14 protein-coding genes and 1 pseudogene are annotated in these 20290 nt (G+C 68.2%); 8 read left to right on the top strand and 7 right to left on the bottom strand.

Annotated elements, in window-relative coordinates:
• The first annotated feature begins 121 nt into the window (after positions 1-121).
• From ACY34H_RS04905 to glcF, 7 genes and pseudogenes are all read left to right on the top strand, one after another.
• Positions 122-1357 carry a hypothetical protein gene (locus tag ACY34H_RS04905; protein ID WP_464976359.1) on the top strand — a complete coding sequence of 412 codons (1236 nt, stop codon included), beginning with the start codon at positions 122-124 and terminating at the stop codon, positions 1355-1357.
• Positions 1358-1425: 68 nt separating this feature from the next.
• A pseudogene (locus tag ACY34H_RS04900) lies at positions 1426-2010 on the top strand (ATP-binding cassette domain-containing protein); the annotation flags it as partial.
• Between the two features lie 139 nt (positions 2011-2149).
• Positions 2150-3865, top strand: coding sequence for a lactate permease LctP family transporter (locus tag ACY34H_RS04895; protein ID WP_464976358.1), 1716 nt, complete (start codon positions 2150-2152; stop codon positions 3863-3865).
• 84 nt (positions 3866-3949) lie between these two features.
• Positions 3950-4837 (top strand): LysR substrate-binding domain-containing protein, encoded by an 888-nt coding sequence (locus ACY34H_RS04890; RefSeq protein WP_464976357.1) that lies wholly within the window; start codon positions 3950-3952, stop codon positions 4835-4837.
• Positions 4838-4970: 133 nt separating this feature from the next.
• Positions 4971-6482 (top strand): FAD-linked oxidase C-terminal domain-containing protein, encoded by a 1512-nt coding sequence (locus ACY34H_RS04885; protein WP_464976383.1) that lies wholly within the window; start codon positions 4971-4973, stop codon positions 6480-6482.
• On the top strand, positions 6475-7542 hold the full coding sequence (gene glcE / locus ACY34H_RS04880; RefSeq protein WP_464976356.1) for a glycolate oxidase subunit GlcE: 1068 nt from the start codon (positions 6475-6477) through the stop codon (positions 7540-7542). The genes ACY34H_RS04885 and glcE overlap by 8 nt, the downstream gene beginning before the upstream one ends.
• A 2-nt stretch (positions 7543-7544) precedes the next feature.
• Complete coding sequence (gene glcF, locus ACY34H_RS04875) at positions 7545-8813, top strand: glycolate oxidase subunit GlcF (RefSeq protein ID WP_464976355.1); 1269 nt, start codon at positions 7545-7547, stop codon at positions 8811-8813.
• Between the two features lie 12 nt (positions 8814-8825).
• Here glcF and ACY34H_RS04870 read toward each other — a convergent pair whose 3' ends face one another.
• From ACY34H_RS04870 to ACY34H_RS04840, 7 genes are all read right to left on the bottom strand, one after another.
• A complete protein-coding gene (locus ACY34H_RS04870) occupies positions 8826-9473 on the bottom strand; it encodes an NUDIX domain-containing protein (RefSeq protein WP_464976354.1) in 648 nt (215 codons plus the stop codon).
• 202 nt (positions 9474-9675) lie between these two features.
• Positions 9676-10473: a ThuA domain-containing protein gene (locus tag ACY34H_RS04865; protein WP_464976353.1), complete on the bottom strand. Its 798-nt coding sequence runs from the start codon at positions 10471-10473 to the stop codon at positions 9676-9678.
• Positions 10474-10502: 29 nt separating this feature from the next.
• On the bottom strand, positions 10503-11402 hold the full coding sequence (locus ACY34H_RS04860; protein WP_464976352.1) for an alpha/beta hydrolase: 900 nt from the start codon (positions 11400-11402) through the stop codon (positions 10503-10505).
• 3 nt (positions 11403-11405) lie between these two features.
• Positions 11406-14450 carry a glycosyl hydrolase family 28-related protein gene (locus tag ACY34H_RS04855; protein ID WP_464976351.1) on the bottom strand — a complete coding sequence of 1015 codons (3045 nt, stop codon included), beginning with the start codon at positions 14448-14450 and terminating at the stop codon, positions 11406-11408.
• Positions 14451-14479: 29 nt separating this feature from the next.
• A complete protein-coding gene (locus tag ACY34H_RS04850) occupies positions 14480-15790 on the bottom strand; it encodes a GntT/GntP/DsdX family permease (protein WP_464976350.1) in 1311 nt (436 codons plus the stop codon).
• A gap of 12 nt (positions 15791-15802) precedes the next feature.
• Positions 15803-18931, bottom strand: coding sequence for a TonB-dependent receptor plug domain-containing protein (locus ACY34H_RS04845; RefSeq protein WP_464976349.1), 3129 nt, complete (start codon positions 18929-18931; stop codon positions 15803-15805).
• A 129-nt stretch (positions 18932-19060) separates the two neighbouring features.
• Positions 19061-19594, bottom strand: a complete 534-nt coding sequence (locus tag ACY34H_RS04840) for a gluconokinase (RefSeq protein ID WP_464976348.1) — start codon at positions 19592-19594, stop codon at positions 19061-19063.
• A 393-nt stretch (positions 19595-19987) separates the two neighbouring features.
• Between ACY34H_RS04840 and ACY34H_RS04835 the strand changes: the two genes are divergently transcribed.
• Complete coding sequence (locus ACY34H_RS04835) at positions 19988-20290, top strand: hypothetical protein (protein WP_464976347.1); 303 nt, start codon at positions 19988-19990, stop codon at positions 20288-20290.

Below are 20290 nucleotides of genomic sequence, written 5' to 3'. Positions count from 1 at the left end.
AGGTGTGTGATAAGTTCGAGATCCCGCGGCGCCGCTGCGGTACCAACCCCGAGCTCACTCACTGCGATGCAGACCTTCCGTCCGGCGAACCTTTCCACGACCAGCGCGGCAGCGCCGACCGATGGCCTCGATCCTGCTGCGTAGCCGCCTGCGCTGGTATGCCGTCTCCACCGGGCGGCTGCTGCTCCGCCGGTGGCAGGCACTGCTGCTTGCATTGGCCGTGCTCGCGCCGGCCGGCGCATCGGCGCTGACGCAGGTCGAATCGCTGGGATGGCCGGTGATCGCGTTGCTGTCGCCCGGGCTCGGAACCGGGTGGCGGCTTTCCTGCCTGTGCCTGTATCAGGCGCTTGCCGCGATCTGGGTGCTGATGCAGCGCCGCCAGATCGGCGGCGGGGAATTCATGGCCTATGCACGATCGCTGCCCATGCCCGCGCGGCAGGCCCGGCTGGCCGACATGCTCGTCCTGCTTGCCGCGAACAGTCCGCTGCTTCTGCTGCCGGCGGCAGCCCTGGTCTGGTTTTTCGCCCGGGATGGCGCTCTGGCGTTCGCGCTTCACGGCCTGTTCGTCGCGCATCTGGTGATCCTGGCGGCGGCCGCACAACTGGCCTGCCTCGATCGCCGCTATGCCCGGCTGGGTGCGATCGCGCTGTCCGACGTCCCGCTGGCCGCCGCGCCAGGCGCCAGCCCGTCGATGCAGGCCATCCTGCTGGCGGCCACGCTGCCGTGCGCGTGGCTGGCCGGACGGCACCTTTCCGGTCCATTGTTCCAGCCATTCCTGGATGCCGTCCGGCGCTGGGCATTTCACGTCGCGCGGAAAGCTGCGCCGGCGCGCCTGCATCCTGCCGCATTCATCCCGCTGAACTACCTGATCCGGCAGGCGCCGGCGCAAACGCTGGGCAAGCTGGCCGCCGCGTGCGCCGTCACCGCGGCGGCGCTCGGTCTCATGGCGGTGTGGGAATACGACGGCCGCATCGGCGGCCTTGCCGTGATCACGCTGGCCATCGTCGCACTGGTGATCAGCGGCCTGTACCGCGACCTGCAGATGGCACACCGTGCGGCATCGCCCCTGGTGGCCGGGTTGCCGCTGCCACTGAACTGGGCGCGCAGGTTCGATCACCTGGTCCTGATGCTGGCCGGCGCGCCGTTTGCCCTGGCCATTGGCGGTGTCGTGGCGTTCCATCAGCCGCAGCGGCTCCTGCCGGTACTGGTGCTGGGGGCGGCATTCATTGGCCTGATCGGGGTGTTGCGCCTGCCGCAGGTGCATGCCGAACGGCAGGCGGTGGTCCTCGGTTCGGTCATCGCCGCGCTGTGGGGCACGGCCTGTGCATTGACGCTACTCCAGGAGCAAACGTGCTGACTTTCAGTGATCTCGATAAATCGTTCGGCAACAAGACCGTCCTGCAAGGGGCCAGCGGGCGCTTCGCGCCAGGCGTCCACGCCTTGCGCGGCCCCAACGGCATCGGCAAATCGACGTTGCTGCGCCTGCTGGCAGGCATCGTCGAGCCCGACGGCGGCACTATCCATATCGGGCCGCATTCGCTGGCCGATGCACCGCTGGCCGCGAAGTCCTGCCTGTCCTATGTACCGGATGAATGCCCGGTATATCCGTTCATGCGCGGCCACGAGTTCCTGCAGTTCGTCGCCTGGGCCAAGGGCTGCAAACTGGAGGCCGATGTGCTGGACATCGCGCAGCGGCTGGGACTGGCGGCGCACCTCGACACCCGCTTCGCTGACATGTCGCTGGGCACGCAGAAGAAAACCATGCTTGCCGCCGCGTGGATCGGCGCGCCGCTGGTCATGCTGTTCGACGAGCCCAGCAATGGCCTGGACGTGGCGGCGCGCGACGTGCTGGCCGGCCTGATCAAGGCCGCATGCCAGCGCGGCACCATCCTCGTGTCGACCCATGACGCCGATTTCATCGCCGCGCTCGGCGCGCAGGTGATCCACTTCGATACCCTGTCCGGCATGGCGCCGGCACATAGTGTCAGCCGGCTCCTTACAGCCGGCTGACACTGTGTGCCGGCACCGGTGAAAGATTTTCACTTCTGGCGTCAATTCATTTCACCGGCCGGCGGCGGTTTTGGCGCCGTGGCCCGCCGTACACTTTCCTCCGACATAACATAAAACCAATCGTCTGGAGGAGCACACCATGCAGGTCTGGAACCAAGTCTATGCACCGCTCGGCAGCCTGGGGCTCTCCGCCCTGGCCGCCGCCGTTCCCATCATCTTCTTCTTCCTGGCCCTCGCGGTGCTGCGGATGAAAGGCCACGTGGCGGGCGCCGTCACGCTGGGGCTTGCGCTGGTCGTGGCGGTATTCGCCTATGGCATGCCGGTGCCGCAGGCGCTGGCGTCGGCCGGCTATGGATTCGCCTACGGCCTGTGGCCCATCGCGTGGATCATCATCACCGCCGTGTTCCTGTACAAGGTTGTCGACCGTACCGGCCAGCTGGCGGTGATCCGCGCGTCGATCCTGTCGATCACCGACGACCAGCGCCTGCAGATGCTGCTGATCGGCTTTTCGTTCGGGGCATTCCTGGAAGGCGCCGCCGGTTTCGGCGCGCCGGTGGCGATCACCGCCGCGCTGCTGGTTGGCCTGGGCTTCAACCCGCTGTACGCGGCCGGCATGTGCCTGATCGCCAATACCGCGCCGGTGGCCTTCGGCGCGATGGGCATTCCGATCATCGTGGCAGGGCAGGTGACCGGCATCGACGCGATGCACATCGGCGCGATGGCGGGACGCCAGCTGCCGCTGCTGTCGCTGTTCGTGCCGTTCTGGCTGGTCTTCATGATGGACGGCCTGCGCGGCGTGAAGGAAGTGTGGCCGGGCGCGCTGGTGGCCGGCGGCAGCTTCGCCGTCACGCAGTACTTCACCTCCAACTTCATCGGCCCGGAACTGCCGGACATCACGTCCGCGCTGGTCAGCCTGGTGTCGCTGACCCTGCTGCTGAAGGTCTGGCAGCCGGCCACCGCCAAGAATGCCGCCTGCGGCGTGGTGGCGGCGGGCGGCGCGGCTGCGCTGTCCGGCAAGACCTCCGGCAACGGCTTCGGCTTCGGCGGCGGCCAGCTGGCCGGCCGCACCCGCTCGCCGTACACGCTGGCGCAGACGGTGCGCGCCTGGGCGCCGTTCGGCATCCTGACGGCCATCGTCACCGTATGGAGCCTGCCGTTCTTCAAGGCGCTGTTCACCAGCGGCCCGCTGGCCTGGACGGTGCTGAAGGTGCACGTGCCCTACCTCGACGGCATGGTCATCAAGACCGCGCCGATCGTCACCGTGCCCAAGGCGTATGAGGCCGTCTACAAGCTCGACATCCTGTCCGCGGTCGGCACGCCGATTCTGATCACCGGCATCGTCTCGATGATCCTGCTCGGCATGAAGCCGGCCGACGGCCTGCGCGCCTTCCGGGACACGCTGGTGGAACTGCGCCGGCCCGTGCTGTCGATCGGCCTGGTGCTGGCGTTCGCCTTCGTCGCCAATTACTCGGGCATGTCATCAACGCTGGCCCTGGTACTGGCCGGTACCGGCGTGGCCTTCCCGTTCTTCTCGCCGTTCCTGGGCTGGCTGGGCGTGTTCCTCACCGGGTCCGATACATCGTCGAACGCGCTGTTCTGCTCACTGCAGAGCACCACGGCGCACCAGATCGGCGTGTCCGACACGCTGATGGTGGCGGCCAATACCACCGGCGGCGTCACCGGCAAGATGATCTCGCCGCAGTCCATCGCCGTGGCCTGCGCGGCTACCGGCCTGGTGGGCCGTGAATCGGAACTGTTCCGCTTCACGCTCAAGCACAGCCTGTTCTTCGCCGTCATCGTCGGCATCATGACGGTGTTGCAGGCCTATGTGTTCACGGGGATGATTCCCCATTAAAATGGCTGGCCGGACGCCCAACGCCCGTGCCGGCAGGGACGGGCGTTTCGGCGTTCCCGAAGAACGAATCACTCCCGGACCGCCATGGCAAAACGCTTCCCCCCCGTTCACGCGCTGGTCGCCTTCGAAGCCGCGGCGCAAGCCGGCTCGTTCGCCGTGGCCGCCAACCAGCTGTGCATCACGCCCTCCGCGCTGTCGCACCGCATCCGCCTGCTGGAAGAGTTCGTCGGCGACCGCCTGTTCATCCGCGACGGCCGGGCGCCGGCGCTCACACCGTTCGGCCGCAGCTACCTGGAAGTGGTCTGCACCGCGCTGCAGACGCTGACGGATTTCCCGATGCCGGGCCGCGCGCCGCCGGCACAGCCGCGCATCAAGATCACCGTGCCGCCCACCTTTGCCCGCTACCTGCTGCTGCCGCGCCTGGCCGAGTTCACGGCTGCACACCCGGACATCGCTGTCGACGTGTTCCTGTCCGTGCCGCTCTACGACCTGGCACTGTCCGAATCGGACCTGGAAGTGCGCTTCGGCGCCGGCAGGTATCCCGACCTGGAAACGGTCAAACTGATGGAAGAGCCTGCCTTCGTGGTGGCCAGCCCGGCCTACCTGGAGCGTATCGGCGGCATCGCCAGCCCGGCCGAGCTGGCGAAGGCCACCTTGCTGCGCTCCGCGCTGGAACCTTGGAAGTCGTGGTTCGACGTGGCCGGGCTGGACTGGCCTGAACCCGCCACCGGCGTGCGCATCGACGATCTCGGCCTGCTGCTGGAAGCGGTGCGGCTGGGGCAGGGCGTCGGCCTCACGCGGCAGCATTTCGCGCAGGAGATGATCGACAGGGGCGAGGTGGTCGAGCTGTTCGACATCCGGCTGGCCTCGCCCCCGCACGCCTACTACGTGGTGTACGACCAGGGCACCCGGCTGCGGCCGGAAGTGCAGCTGTTCGTCGACTGGCTGCTGGCGGCCTACGCCGGGGGGTGAAAAATATCGGATGCAGCGGTTAATACTTTTCACCGCTTGCACCGGCGTCCTGCCGCTACACTGGCTCCAGTGAAAAAAAGCCAGCAGGAGACGCCTGATGAATGCCCCCGATCACGATAGTGCAATGAGTGCAATGAGCGGCTCGATGGCCGGCCGCCGCGGCGCCACGGTTGCCGCCCTGCGCGCCGCCCTGCATGCCGTACTGCCGCCGCACTGCCTGCTGTTCGACGAAGAGGATACCCGTCCCTACGAGTGCGACGGCCTCACCGCTTACCGCCAGTTGCCGCTGGCGGTGGCCCTGCCGGAAAACGAGGCCCAGGTCGTGGCCGTGCTGCGCGCCTGCTGCGGCCTGGGCGTGCCGATCGTGCCGCGCGGCGCGGGCACCGGGCTGTCCGGCGGCGCGATGCCGGTTGCCGAAGGCATCGTGCTGTCGACCGCGAAGATGAGCCGCATCGTCGCCATCGACGCGCAGGCCCGCACGGCCACCGTGCAGCCGGGCGTGCGCAACCTGGCGATTTCCGAAGCGGCCGCCGGCCATGCGCTGTATTACGCGCCCGATCCGTCATCGCAGATCGCCTGCACGATCGGCGGCAACATCGCCGAGAATTCCGGCGGCGTGCATTGCCTGAAGTACGGCCTTACCCTGCACAACGTGCTGCGCGTGCGCATGGTGAATGCCGACGGCGACATCGTCGAACTGGGCGGTTGCGCGCCCGATGCGCCCGGGCTGGACCTGCTGGCCGTGTTCATCGGTTCCGAAGGGATGCTCGGCGTGGTCACCGAAGCCACCGTGAAGCTGGTGCCGAAGCCGCCGCAGGCGCGCGTCATCATGGCCTCGTTCGACAGCGTGGTGCAGGGCGCCGACGCGGTGGCCGACGTGATCTCGGCGGGCATCATCCCGGCCGGGCTGGAAATGATGGACCGCACCAGCGCGCGCATGGTCGAGCCGTTCGTGCGTGCCGGCTACGATACCGAGGCGGCGGCCATCCTGCTGTGCGAATCGGATGGCCTGCCGGAAGAGGTGGAAGAGGAAATCGGCCGCATGAGCGCCGTGCTGGCACGCTCCGGCGCCACCGCCATCGCCGTCTCGCGCGACGAAGCCGAGCGGCTGCGGTTCTGGTCGGGCCGCAAGAACGCGTTTCCCGCCGCCGGCCGCATTTCGCCCGACTACTACTGCATGGACGGCACCATCCCGCGCCGCAAGCTGGCCGAAGTGCTGACAGGGATCGATGCGCTCGCCGTCGAGTACGGGCTGCGCTGCGCCAACGTGTTCCACGCCGGCGACGGCAACCTGCATCCGCTGATCCTGTTCGACGCCAACGCGCCCGGCGAATTCGCCCGCGCCGAGGCCTTCGGCGAAGCGATCCTGGCGCTGTGCGTGGCGGCCGGCGGCACCATCACCGGCGAACACGGCGTGGGAATCGAGAAGCTCGATTCGATGTGCGAGCAATTCACCGTCGAAGAGATCGCCGCGTTCATCGCCGTCAAGGGGGCCTTCGACCCGGCGCGGCAACTCAATCCGGACAAGGCGATCCCCACGCTGGACCGCTGCGCGCAGTATGGCCGGCGCAAGGTGGAAGCCGGCCTGTTCAGGTTCGCGCAATCGCCGCTGACCCGCCATGCGAAAGGAACGCAAGATGCATGACATGCTCGATACCTTCCGCGCCCGCGTGCTGGAGGCCGCCGGCAACCGGTCGCCGCTGCGCATCCGTGGCGGCGGCAGCAAGGACTGGTACGGCAGGACGCCGCACGGCGCGCTGCTGGACACGGCGCTGCACCGCGGCATCGCCAGCTACGAGCCCACCGAACTGGTCATCACCGCGCGCTGCGGCACGCCGCTGCGCGAGATCGAGGCGGCCCTGGCCGCGCAAGGGCAGATGCTGGCCTTCGAACCGCCGCATTTCGGCGCTGCCGCCACCATCGGCGGCGTCGTCGCGAGCGGCCTGGCGGGTCCGCGCCGCCAGGCTGCCGGCGCGGTGCGCGACTTCGTGCTGGGCGCCACCCTGATGAACGGGCAGGGCGAAGTGCTGCGCTTCGGCGGCCAGGTGATGAAGAACGTCGCCGGCTACGACGTGTCGCGCCTGCTGGCGGGCTCGCTCGGCATGCTGGGGCTGATCCTGGACGTTTCGCTGAAGGTGCTGCCGCGGCCGGCCATGGAAACCACCCTGCGCCTGGAATGCGACGAGGAAGCGGCGCTGCGGCACCTGAATGCGTGGGCAGGCCAGCCGATGCCGGTGTCAGCCAGCGCCTGGCACGCCGGCGAACTGACGGTGCGCCTGTCCGGCGCCGCGGCGGCGGTGGCGGCCGCCGCGCGCCGCATCGGCGGCGACGCCTTGCCTGACGCGGCCGCCGGCGCGTTCTGGCACGATGTGCGCGAGCAGCGCCACGGCTTCTTCACCGGCGACCCCGCCACGCCGCTGTGGCGCCTGTCGGTCCCCACGATGGCGCCCCCGCTGGCCCCCGGCACGGCACAACTGATCGAATGGGGCGGCGGCCAGCGCTGGCTGCGCTCAGACGATGCGCAGGAGTCCATCCGTGCGCTGGCGGCACGGCACGGCGGCCACGCCACGCTGTACCGCGGTACGGCCCGGCACGAGGTATTCCATCCGCTGGCGCCGGCCGTCCATGCCATCCACCGCAACCTCAAGAACGCGTTCGACCCGGCCGGCATCTTCAATCCGGGCCGCATGTACGGAGACCTCTGACCATGCAAACCAATCTCGCCACCGAGTACCAGGGCACGCCGGAAGGGCAGGAGGCGGAAGCGATCCTGCGCAGCTGCGTGCATTGCGGCTTCTGCACCGCGACCTGCCCGACCTACCAGCTGCTGGGCGACGAGCTCGACGGCCCGCGCGGGCGCATCTACCTGATCAAGCAGGTACTGGAGGGAGCCGCCGCCGGGCCGGGCACGCAACTGCACCTGGACCGCTGCCTGACGTGCCGCAACTGCGAAACCACGTGCCCGTCCGGCGTGCAGTATGGCCGGCTGCTCGATATCGGGCGCGCCATCGTCGAGCGGCAGGTGCCGCGGCCCGCCGCGCAGCGCGCCGCCCGGACGCTGCTGCGCGAGGTGCTGCCGCGCGGCTGGATCTTCAGGCCGGCAATGAAGGCCGGCCAGTGGCTGCGGCCTGTGCTGCCTGCCGCGCTGCGCGGCAAGGTGGCGCGGCCGGCACCCGCGGGCCGGTGGCCAACGGCCCGGCACGCCCGCACCATGCTGCTGCTCGATGGCTGCGTGCAGCCGGCGATGGCGCCGAACATCAATGCCGCCACGGCGCGCGTATTCGATGCGCTGGGGATCGGCCTGGCCATTGCGCCGAAGGCCGGCTGCTGCGGCGCGATCCGCTACCACCTGAACGACCAGGCCGGTGGGCTCGACGACATGCGCCGCAATATCGATGCGTGGTGGCCGCTGGTGGAGGGGGGCGCCGAGGCGATCGTGATGACGTCGTCCGGCTGCGGCGTCACCGTCAAGGAATACGGGCACCTGCTGCGCCACGACGCCGCCTACGCGGACAAGGCCGCGCGCATCTCGGCGCTGACCCGCGATGTCAGCGAGATCCTGTGCGAACTGCAGGCCGAGCTGGTGGAGAAGGTCGGCGGGCGCAATGCCGCGGGCCGGGCACACCCGGTGGCGTTCCACCCGCCATGCACGCTGCAGCACGGCCAGCAGGTCCGCGGCAAGGTGGAAGGCCTGCTGCGCGCGGTGGGCGTCGATGTGCGGCTGTGCGCCGACAGCCACCTGTGCTGCGGCTCATCCGGCACCTATTCGCTGCTGCAGCCGGAACTGTCCACCCAGCTGCGCGAGCGCAAGCTGGCGGCGCTGCACGCCACGGGGGCCGGTGAGATCGTGTCCGCCAATATCGGCTGCCAGGGCCACCTGCAGGGCGGCACCGCGGTGCCGGTCGGGCACTGGATCGAACTGCTGGACCGGATGCTGCGGCAGCCCGGCGACCAGGCGGCGCGGGTGGCGGCGTGACCGGTGCGGGCTTCAGCGCAAGTACGTCTCGATCCAGTCCCGCGCCGCCTTGATCACCGGGAAATCGTTGTGGTGCGTCGCCACGCGCTCCAGCTGCGCGATGGGAACCAGGTGCACGGCTTGCGTCTCCCAGCCCATCGCGGCCGGCGTGCCGCCGATGCGGCGGGCGATGTAGTAGCGCGTGTAGGTCAGCGTGCGGCGGCAGTCCGCAAGGAAGGCCACCAGCTGCACCTGCAGTCCCGCCTCTTCGAATGTCTCGCGGATCGCGGTGCAATGCAGGCTGGCGCCGGAATCGGCACGCCCTTTCGGGAACGTGGCGCTGTAGCCGCCGAAGCGGTTCGACGGGGCGACCAGCCACACGCGCCCGTCATCCTCGACGATCACCGCGCCCGCCGCGGCGCGCATGCCGTCCGGCAGCACGAACGGCGGCTCTTCCAGCAGCGCATGGCCGGCCAGCGCCGCCCATCCCGCCGCGCTGTCCGGTGCAGCGGCCCATGGCGCCAGCGCAATGCCGTTGACCGCATCGGGCAGGGCGCCGCCGGGAAGCACCGTGGCAAGCCGCGCCGGTTCCTGCCATGCGGCGAGCGCGGTCGGCGTGGAAGGCATGCGGATGACGACGGGATTGCCGTCGTCGTCGGGGCAGGGGTGCAGTTGTGGCATCGGATCGCGCGCTCGGGTAAAAAGTTTGTCCAAGCGTGAGATAGTAGCAAAAACGCTTAACTAGCGGAAAATTATGCTGCCGTTGAAGAAAGTTGCCCGAAAAATGGGGACGGACCCTGTTTTTAGGGAAAGTTGCTTTTAAATGGGGACGTACCCCACTTGGGTACGAACCCCATTTAAAGAGCAAGGTTTTCCCCGCCAGCTACCGCGTCTTCGCCGGTTGCGCAGCTTGCGCGGGCACCTGCCCCTTGCCCGTGACCGCCCAGTAGATGCCGCCCATCAGGTGCCCGAGGTATTGCGGGTCGCGGTACATCTCGCCGTTGTGCCCCAGCGTGGTGACGAACACGCGGCCCTTTTCGACGTGGTGGTACCACGCGATCGGATGGTCCGGGCCCATCCCCTGCACCGACTGGCCCGGCCAGATCTTCGTCGGGTCGTAGCTGCTTTCGTCCACGCCCAGCACCGTGCTGATTTTCACGTTGTACGGATTGGTGGTGACATAGAACTCGTCGCTCCAGATCCACCGGTCCGGCAACCCGAAGGTGGCGGGGAAGCCCTTGTCGACGACGGTGACGACGCCGGTCTGCAGCATCGGATGGGGGCCGACGCTGCGGCCCACCAGCTTTTCATACCAAACCCACCCGTTCGGCGGGGTGATCGCCGCGCGGTGCACGACGATCGCATTGCCGCCGCCGCGCATGTAGGCCTCGAACTTCGCGCGCTGCGCCGGGTTCAGTTCCTCTCCCGGCGTGTTCAGGAACATCACCGCGCCGTACTGTTGCAGGTCGCCGTCGAACACGGCGGGCTTGTTGGTGTACGTGAATTCGAACGAGTGCAGCTTCGCCAGCCGTTCCAGGCTGTCGCGTGCAATCGGGATGTATTCATAGTGGTACTTGCCGGGCATCGCCAGCACCAGCAGCTTGAACTGGCTGTCGGCGTGGCTGGCGCCGGCGGCCAGCAGCGTGCATGCCGCGGCCAGGGTCGTCAGTGCGTGCTTCATCGGTCTCCTCGAAGTTGGCATGCGCCGGCTCACGGAGCCGGCACGCCTTCCGGTGCCCGGCCGCCGCGCGGCACCAGCCAGCCGCCATCGGCCAGCCAGTCGGACAGCCGGTCGGGCCAGTGCTGCAGCGAGATGCGCTCGCCGCGCTGGCCCACGTTGAACGCGTGGTCGGTATCGGCATACAGGTGCAGCTCGGCGGAGACGCCGGCCGCCACCAGTTGCTGGTACAGCGCGATGGTCGGCGGCATGCAGCAGGTGTCGCGCGAGCCGGCAACGAGAAACGCCGGCGGCGCGCCCTTGACGGCACTGGCCGGCACGCCCAGCGGGCCGGGGTAGACCAGCACCTGGAAGTCCGGCCTGGCGCTGGCGCGATCCACGGCATCGCGCGCCACGAAGCCGGCCGGTTCCGGACTGTCGGCGACCAGCGAGACCAGCTCGCCGCCCGCCGAGAAGCCCATCACGCCGATCCGCGCCGGATCGACGCCGTAGTCGGCCGCATGGGTGCGCACCCAGCGCACCGCGCGCCGCAGGTCGGCCGCGCCGTCGCCTTCGATCGTGTAGCCGGAATCGCCATCGCGCGCCAGCCGGTACTTCAGCACGAAGGCGGTGACGCCGGCGCGGTTCAGGTTCTTCGCCGCGGCCACGCCTTCGTTCTGGAACACCAGCATGCGGTGCCCGCCGCCGGGCACGACGATCATCGCCGCGCCGTTCGCGTGCCGCGGATCGGCGCGCAGCACGGTCAGCGACGGATCGTGCACGTTGCTGAAGTAGACGCCATCCTTCACGGTTTCAGGCTCGCCGCGGCGTTTTTCGGAGCCGGGCGCGCCGTCCGGCCAGAGGGGGAAAGAGCCCTGCTGGGCCAGCGCGCCGGTGCACGCGAAGGCCAGCAGCAGGGCAGGGAAGAACCTCGTCGGGAGCTTCATGGGCATGGCTCAGATCCGCGTCGAGTACAGGCTGTGGTGCGTGAGGATGTACAGCGTGCGCTTGTCCGGCCCGCCGAAGATCAGCTGCAGCGGGCGTTCCGGCACGTCGATGCGGCCGCTCTGCTTGCCGTCCTTGCCGTAGACGAATACCTGGCCGTTCGCCACGTACACGTTGCCGTCGCCATCCACCGCCGCGCTCTCGCCGCCGCGGTCGGCCACCTGTTTCAGGTCCGTCAGCGCGCCGCCGGCCCCGACCACGCCGCTGAACGTGCGGTTCTCGGAACCGTTGGTGAACACCACCCGTTCGCCGATCCGCCCGCTGACGAAGCCGTGCGTGTTCAGGGCATCCGACCAGCGCCAGCCCAGGTGATCGGGCGGGCCCTGGCGCAGCACGCGGTAGGCCGGCAAGACTAGCGAACCGTCCGGCGACACGTATTCCTGCGCCTTCGGGATGGCCGCGTCGCGGGCGAACATCTCGGCCAGCGTGGTGAATTCGTAGGTATCCGGATTCAGCTGGTCGCGGAACTCGCCGTTCTGCCAGAAGTTGACGGGGATGGCCACGCGCGCCCTGGAACCTGCCCCGGCGCCGGCCTTCACCGGTGTCGGCTTGATCATCGTGACGTCGGTACCCGGTGTTCCCGGCTTGAACGCATACACCGAGGCCTGCGGGCCGAACGAGGATTGCACGATCACGTTGCCGCTATTGTCGATCGCCAGGTTGACCGGGTCGAGCGGGGCGTCGCGCACGACTTCCAGCCCCCGTTCCGGGCTGTACGCATGGATGCGGCGCCAGTGGCGGTCGACGAAATACAGCTTGCCCGCCGCATCCACGGCCGCGCCGGCGATCGACCAGAAGCCCGTTTCCAGCTTCTCGACCTTGCCCTGTGCGGGCGGCGCCTCCTTCTGGCGGCCGGTGTAGTCGAACACCGCGAATTCGCGCTCGCGCACTTCGAGCCGGTTCGTCACGTCGCGGATGGCATTCTCGTACGGATACTTCGACGCGCGCAGGTACGTGGTGCAGCCGTTGTCGTCGCAGGTGGAGAAGCCGCTCTCGCCGTTCACGTGCACGTTGCGGAAGCGGATGTCCGACGAATTGCTGATCAGCACCGCGGCCGGCATCGGTTTCAGCGAACGGGTCACGCGGTAGCCATGGTAGTTGGCGAACAGGATGTTCCTTGAATTGCGGATCTCCAGCGATACCGCATCCATGCCGTCGCGAACTTCCTCCTCGGTCTGCGGCGCGAGGAATTCCCAGTTTTCCACGCCATCGAGCACGATCTCGGCGCGCACATGATGCTCGGCCGACAGTTCATACACGTGGCCCGGCGTCTTCGTGTTGGAAACGTGGAAGCCGGACTGCGCGTAGCCGCTGGGCGACCAGATGCCGGAGAACGTGCCGCCCCCGCCGTCGGTCACCCACACGCTGGGGTACTGGCGGTCCCAGTGGGCGGTGGTGTCGAACTTGGCGTCCTTCTTGTACGGGTCGGCGCGGCTGCCGTCGTACAGGCGGGTGCCGTGGCCGCCCTGGATGCGCACGTCGTCGACCAGCGACTGCTCGCCGGCGCGCCACAGCAGCGCCACGGCGCGCGGGTTGACTTCACCGGTCGCCAGGCCGATGCCGGAGACGATGGCATCGCCGCCGCGCGCGCTTTCCAGCAGCGCCCTCGGCGCATCCACGCCCTGGTACTTCGGCGAGCCGTTCGGGATCAGCAGCTGCGTCAGACCCGGGTGCAGGCCCACCAGCACGGTGTCCGGCTTCAGGCGGAGCGTGTCGTTGACCACGTAGAAGCCCAGCGGCAGGTACACCACGCGGTGGCTGTCGATGGCTTTCTGGAGCGCGGCGGTATCGTCGGTGGTGCCGTTGCCGGCGGCGCCCAGGGTTTTCACGTTGACCCATTCCTTCGACTGTGGCAGGAGGCGCAGGGCGCGGGTACGCGCCGGCGCGGCGGCGGAAAGCGCCGAGGTCTTGTAGTTGGTCGCGAACTTGCCCGGTTCGCCGAGCTTGTCCAGCGTGAGCCCGTAGTTGAACGCGTCGACGCGGTAGTCGCGGCCCTTGCCCTCGAGCGCCTTGCCGCTGTCGCGGAAGCGGGCGAACACGGGCACGTTGCTGGCGATGGCGTTCTCGAAGCCGACCTGTGTGTAGACATTGTTCTCGTTGCTGACAATGAGTGCCGCCTTCGAGACGTTCTCGAAGCGCACGTCCTTGCCCCACAGCCAGTCGCCGTAGCCGCGGTCGATCTCCACGCCGACCGGCGTGTTGCGGATGTCGACATTGACCATCGTCAGGCCGGCTTCGTGCTCGCGGATCGCCGCGTCGCGCTGGCCGTCGAAGGTGGAGTCCATCAGCGTGAACTGCCACGCAGGCGACGTCTTCTCGGCCAGGATGCCGTAGCGGCCGCCGTAGAAGCGCAGGTTGTAGGCGACGTTGCCGACGTGGTAGACGCCGGCCAGTCCCGAGCCGATGTGGAAGTCGATGTGCGACAGGTTCGAGTGCTGCGCGGTGTGCATGCGCACCGCCGCGGCGGCCGGGTTGCCCTCGCCGATCTCGAAGTCGACATTCGACAGCGCCGAATAGAAGGTCGACGAATTGGCGTCGCGCACCGGCTTGTTTTCCGGGTCGAACGGCACCGCGCTCGGCACCGGCATCGGCACCTTGCCGACCCGGTACTGGTCGCCGCCGGTGAAGATCACCATGTTCGCCACGCCTTTCTGGAAGCCGGGCGTCTTCGGCGCCAGCACGAACACGGGGCGGGTGGCGCCCACGCCATACAGGCGCACCGCCAGCGGGATGCGCAGCGTGCGGGTCAGGCGATAGCGGCCGGACCGCAGGAAGACGATGCCGCCCTGTTCATCGTTGGATGCCTTGTCGAGGGCCGCCTGCAGCGCCGCCGTATCGTCGGTCGTGCCGTCGCCTTTGGCCTGGGCGATGACGGCGCGGCCGTCTTCCGGCATCGTCTGGTAAGCGGAAACGGAAGCTGCCTGCGCGGCGGATGGCGCCACGCTGGCCGCCAGGGTGGCTGCCAGCGTGGCGGCCTGTAAGAGCTGGGTATTCAATGCCTGTCTCCTGTTGTTGTATTCGTCCATCAACCAAGCGCCGCCGACAGCAGCAACACGAACAGCAGCCCGAAGGTGCCGACCAGTGTTTCCATCAGCGTCCACGAGCGGAAGGTGTCGCGCAGCGACAGCCCGAAATATTCCTTGAACATCCAGAAGCCGGAATCGTTGACGTGGCTGCACATCAGGCTGCCGGCGCCGACCGCCAGCACCATCAGGTTCGGGTCCACGCCGGTGCTGCGCACCAGCGGTTCGACGATGCCGGCGGCGGTGACGCCGGCCACCGTGGCCGAACCGAGGCAGATGCGGATCAGCGTGGCCACCAGCCAGCCGAGCACCAGCGGCGGCACCGGCGTATCGGCCAGCAGGGCGCCCAGCTGCGCGCCGACGCCGGTTTCCACCAGCACCTGCTTGAGCGCGCCGGCGCCGGCGATGATCAGCAGGATCGGCGCGATTTCCCGCATCGCCTCGCCCGGGCCCTGCATCACGCGCGCCAGGTTCCAGCCGCGCGCCAGCCCGAGCGTGACGATGGCGACGCCGTACGACAGCAGCATCACGATCAGCGGGTTGGACAGCACCGCCAGCGATGGCCCCAGCGCCGGCCGCGCCATCGTCAGCAGCGTCGTCGCGCCCAGCAGCACCACCGGCAGCAGCGCGGTGGCGAAACTGTTGAAGACGCCCGGCAGCTCGCTGTCCGGCACCTCGGCACTGCGGAAGATCTGCGCCGGTTCGCCGCGGATGCGCCTGAGCGTCGTGGCGAACACGGGGCCGGACAGGATCAGCGTGGGAATCGCCACGATCAGTCCATACAGCAGCGTGGTGCCCATGTCGGCATGCACGGCCGCCACCAGCGCCACCGGCGATGGATGCGGCGGCAGGAAACCATGCGCGATCGACAGCCCGGCCAGCACGGGAATCGCCAGCGCCACCGCCGGCCGCCCCGACTGGTAGACCAGCGAGAAGATCAGCGGCACCAGCAGCACGAAGCCGACGTTGTAGTACAGCGGGATGCCGACCACGAAGCCGGTGATCGTCAGCGCCGCCGGCAGCCGGCGCGGCCCCAGCGACGCGATCAGGCAGGTGGCGATGCGCCGCGCGGCACCGCTGTCGGCGATCAGCTTGCCGAACACGGCGCCCAGGCAGATGGTCACCACCAGTGAGCCGAGCAGGTCGCCGATGCCTTTCTCGATCATCGCCGGAATGCGAGCCGGCGGTACGCCGAGCAGCAGGGCGGCCACCAGCGCCGCCACCACGAAGGCCAGCAGCGGCTGCACCTTGCCCCAGGCGATCAGCAGCGTCAGCAGGCCGACCGCCAGCAGGACGGAAAGCAGGTTCCACACGTGCGCGGCCCGTCAGTAGGTGCCGCGCAGGCCGATGCGGTAGGTACGGCCCACCACGTCGTACAGCGTGGGGTTGATCGCGAAGCTGGCGTTGGTCTGCGGTGCCGGTTCCGGATCGCGGTCGGCCAGGTTGTCGATCTTGAAGTAGACCTGCAAGGCCTTCGAGAAGTTGTAGCTGCCGCCGAAGTCGACGTAGGTGGCGCCCTTCATCTTGTTGTCGGCGATCGTCGGATGGATGATCGTCGACGCCGGACAGCCGGTCTGGCACTCGATGTACTCGTTGCTGTACACGCCGTCGGAGAACCAGCGCTGGCTCAGCGTAAAGCTCATGCGGTCGTTTTCCCAGGTCTGCTGGGCCAGCAGCTTCCACTTCGGCGTGCCGCCCAGGTTGACCCCTGCGCCCTCGCTGGGGATCGTGCCGACCACGCCGGAATTGGTGATGAAGTTCAGCGTGCGGGTGGCCAGCGCGCGCACCGTGAAGCGGCCCGGCAGGTTCCAGTCCGCCAGGTTGGCGCGGTAGGCGCCTTCGATGTCCACGCCCTTGGTTTCAAGTGACGCGAGGTTGAAGTTCTGCAGCGTGACCGAGTTGTTGCCAGGGGTGTCGAGTACCACCGCGCCGCAGATCTCCTGGTTGCCGGCCACGCACAGGTCGACTTCCTGCTGCGCCGTCAGTGCCGAGATCACGTCGGTCACCTTGATGTCGAAGTAGTCGACCGAGGCCGAGAAGCCGCGTGCCCACGAAGGCTGCGACAGCACGACGCCGAACGAGTTGTTGCGCGCGACTTCCGGCCGCAGGTTGGTGTTGCCCACCGTGCGCTGCTGAACGGTGATCGTGTTGCCCTGGTATTGCACGATATTGTTGATGACCACCGGCGCGGCATACAGCTCGGAGAGGTTGGGCGCCCGCACGTCCTTCGAGGTGACGGCGCGCAGCCGCAGTCCGTCGATCGGGGTCTGCCAGGTCGCGCCGGCCTTCCAGGTATTGACGCTGCCCGCCGTGCTGTACTTCATCGGCCGGTCGGCCAGGTTCAGGTTGATCTCGCCCCAGCGATCCGACTTGAGCAGCGGCAGGTTCAGTTCCAGGTAGGCTTCGCGCACGCTGTAGCTGCCGTCGCCGTTGTGGTAATTCCCCGCGTACCAGTTGTTGCCGACGGTACTGTTCAGGATCGGATCGGCCGGATGCAGCGCGGTGCTGGGCGACAGGTCGTCGACGCCGGCGCCATACGAATCGCCGCGCACCTGGTATTTCTCGCGGCGGTATTCGGCGCCGAAGGCCATCAGCACGGGACCGGCCCAGCCTTCGAACGCTTCGCCGTTCATGTTGAAGCTGGCCACGTCCTGGCTTTGCGTGGTGTGCTGGCGCGGGCCGTTCGGCGGGGCGATATAGGCCCATGCAGCCGGGTCGGCCGGATTGTCGCCGATGATGTTGAACGGTACGCAGCCGGACGCCGCCGCCACGGGGTTGCGGCAGACGATGCGGCCGTCCGGCGCGCGCACCGCGTCGATCGCGGCGTTATAGCGCGCGTTGAGCGTGATGTCGTGGACGTTGATGGTGGTGGTGTTCTCGCCGCGCGTCACATAGGCGTCGTACGACCATTCCTTGCCGAACAGCGGCACCTTGCCGTCCGCGCCCAGCACGAAGCGGCGCTGCGTGCGGGTGGGGTGCACGTTGATGTTGGCCGGGAAGTTGGCGTTCGCGGTACCGTACTGGAAGCTGGTGATGTTGTTCGCCGCGCAGGCGGCCTGGATCGAGGCCGGCACGAACGGGTTGTCGCACTGGATCGTCAGGTTGGCGTTCTTGGCCGCGCCCGGATTCGGCGAGAAGTGCGATTTCACCTGGCCCCAGTTGGCGGTGAAATAGATCTCGTTGTCCGGGTTCAGGTCCCACGACACGCGGGCATAGCCGACCTGCCGCTTCAGGTTCATCGCCAGGTTGGTACCGGCGCCCACGCTGCCGGACAGGTCGCCGCCGACGCAGAACGGATTCACGCAGTTTGTCACCGCGCCGGTGCCGGTAGGCACGCCGCCCGAACCGTACTGGAACTGGTACGGCACGCCGCCCGCGCCGAACGCGGTGCCCTGCAGCGGGCCATTCGTGATCAGGCCGTATTTCGCATATTGGTATTGCTGCGCGTGGTGGATCACCGTGTACTGGGGCCGGCCATCGGTGGTCTGCGCCAGCGGACGGACCTGGTAGGCCGAGTTCTTGAACCAGGTGCGGCCGTTTGGACCCACTTCGCCGAAGCCGGGCGAATCGATGCCGTTCTCCTTCATGACCTCGGCGGACAGCGTGACGTGCAGGCGGTCGTCCAGGAAGGCGCGGCCCCAGGCAGCCTGCAGGGTGCCGTGTTCGTCGTCGTGGTATTTCGTCTGGCCGCCTTCGGCGTTGAACTTGAAGCCCTTGAATTTCTTGTCGGTGATGAAATTGACGGCGCCGCCGATGGCATCCGAACCATACGAGGCGGACGCGCCGCCCGTCACGACGTCGACCCGCTTGACCAGCAACTGCGGGAACTGGGAGACGTCCGTCACGCCGGTGACGTTGGCGCCGACCACGCGCTGGCCGTCGAGCAGGGTCAGCGTACGGATCGTGCCAAGGCCGCGCAGGCTCAGCGAAGACAGGCCCTGGATGCCGCTGCTGGTGCTGTTGGTGCTGGTGGTGCGGCCCGTGCTGCCCTGCAGCGCGGGCAGTTCGGCCAGCGTGTTGAACAGGTTCGGCTTGGCCGCCCGTTCCAGGTCGGCAGTCGACAGGCTGGTGGTCGGCGTGGGTTGCGTGAAGCCGCGGGCGGCGATGCGGGTGCCGGAGATCTGCACCACGGTGGTGGGCGTGGAGGCGGGGGCGCCGCCTTGCGTCGAGCCTTGCGTGGCGCTCTGGCCGGAAGTCTGCACGGGATCGGCTGCAGGGGCGGCCGCAGGGTCGGCCTGCACGGCGGCGGGCTGCACTGCATCTGTCGTTGCGGCGGCGGGCTGTGCTGCATCGGTCTGTGCTGCCGGCGTGCCGTCCTGGACCGGCGCGGCCGGCGCCGCTTCGCCGGCGGGGCTGGCGGCGCCGGTCTGCTGGGCATGGCCCGGCAGCGCCAGCAGCGCGCAGGCACTGGCGACGGCGAGATTGATCAGGGTCCTCTGGGTGGGTGTACGCATGTCTGTCTCCATTCTTTTGATGAGCGGCGCGCTGCCCCCGACAAAGGGCGCGTCAACCTTGGCGTGTCATGACTGCTTGCGAATTCTGCTTGGGAATCCTGCTTGGGAATGCTGCTTGCTTCCGTCCGTTCAGCCCTGTTCGATGATGCGTTCCACCAGCCCGGATGGCGGCTGTGCGATATCGAGGCGGATGCCGCCCTCATCGTCCTGCAGTGCTTCGAGGTCGCGCAGCTGGCTGTCCAGCAGCGCCGGCGGCATGTAGTGGTCGGTACGCCGGCCGAGGCGGTCGGCGATCAGCTCGCGCGGGCCCTGCAGGTGGGCAAAGCGCAGCTCCGGGTCGGCCTGGCGCAGCAGGTCGCGGTAGCGCCGCTTCAGCGCCGAGCACGAGACCACGAGCCCTTCACCGCGTTCGCGCGCGTTGCCGATCTGGTCCGCCAGCGCCCGCAGCCAGCCCGCCCGGTCGGCGTCGTCCAGCGGGATGCCGGCGGACATCTTGGCCACGTTCTCGGCCGGGTGAAACTTGTCGCCTTCGATGAAGGGGGTGCCGAGCCGCTCGGCCAGGGCCGTGCCGATGGTGCTCTTGCCGCAGCCGCAGACGCCCATGACGACCCAGCGGGCAGCGTGGGGGGAACGTGTCGGCGGTGTGGTACTTGCTGGGGTCATTAATGTCTCCGGGTTAATTAGTTGGCTAGTTAGCGCTATCATCACGCCGCTTCCCGGTTCCGGTAAAGAGCTTATTTATGCTGCAATGCAGCATGGTTTGCCGATGTCGCCCGGCGACTAGCAGGCCAGAATGCCTGATTTCCCTCTGTGGACGCGGCGACAACTGATAGCGCTATCAGTTGTGCGTAGCAGAAACGCGAAGCGCGAATGTGGTTTTTACAACACGACGGATGGGCCGGTGCGATCCGGATGTTGCCCGAGAAATGGACGAAAAAGGGGGGCGATACGGCGCACCGGCTAACCCTTGTTCCGGGCAAGCAATCAGCGGCATATCCGGCTGCGCGGTGCAGTGCTACCATGGCTGTTTCGTCCCTTCGCCCCTCGGAGCCCGCCATGAAAAGCACGATCGACAGCCCGCCCGTCAAACCGTTCTCGACCCGCAACGTGCTGCGTGTGCTGTATGTCACGGGTGCGTTGCTGCTCATTCCGCTGGTATCGATGCTGCTCGGCGGTGCGTTCAATTGGGGCGTTTTCGATTTCGTGGCGGCCGCGGTGCTGCTGGCCGGTACCGGGCTGGCGCTGGAGTTCGCGCGGTCCAGGCTGCGTACCCGCACGTCGCGCATGGCCGCTGGCGCCGTCATCGTGCTGGCCCTGCTGGTGGCCTGGGCGGAACTGGCGGTCGGCATCTTCCACTAG

This window comes from Pseudoduganella sp. jia 9 (assembly GCF_055502615.1).
Note: the sequence above shows the minus strand (reverse complement) of the source record. Positions and strands in the feature narration are given on the sequence as shown.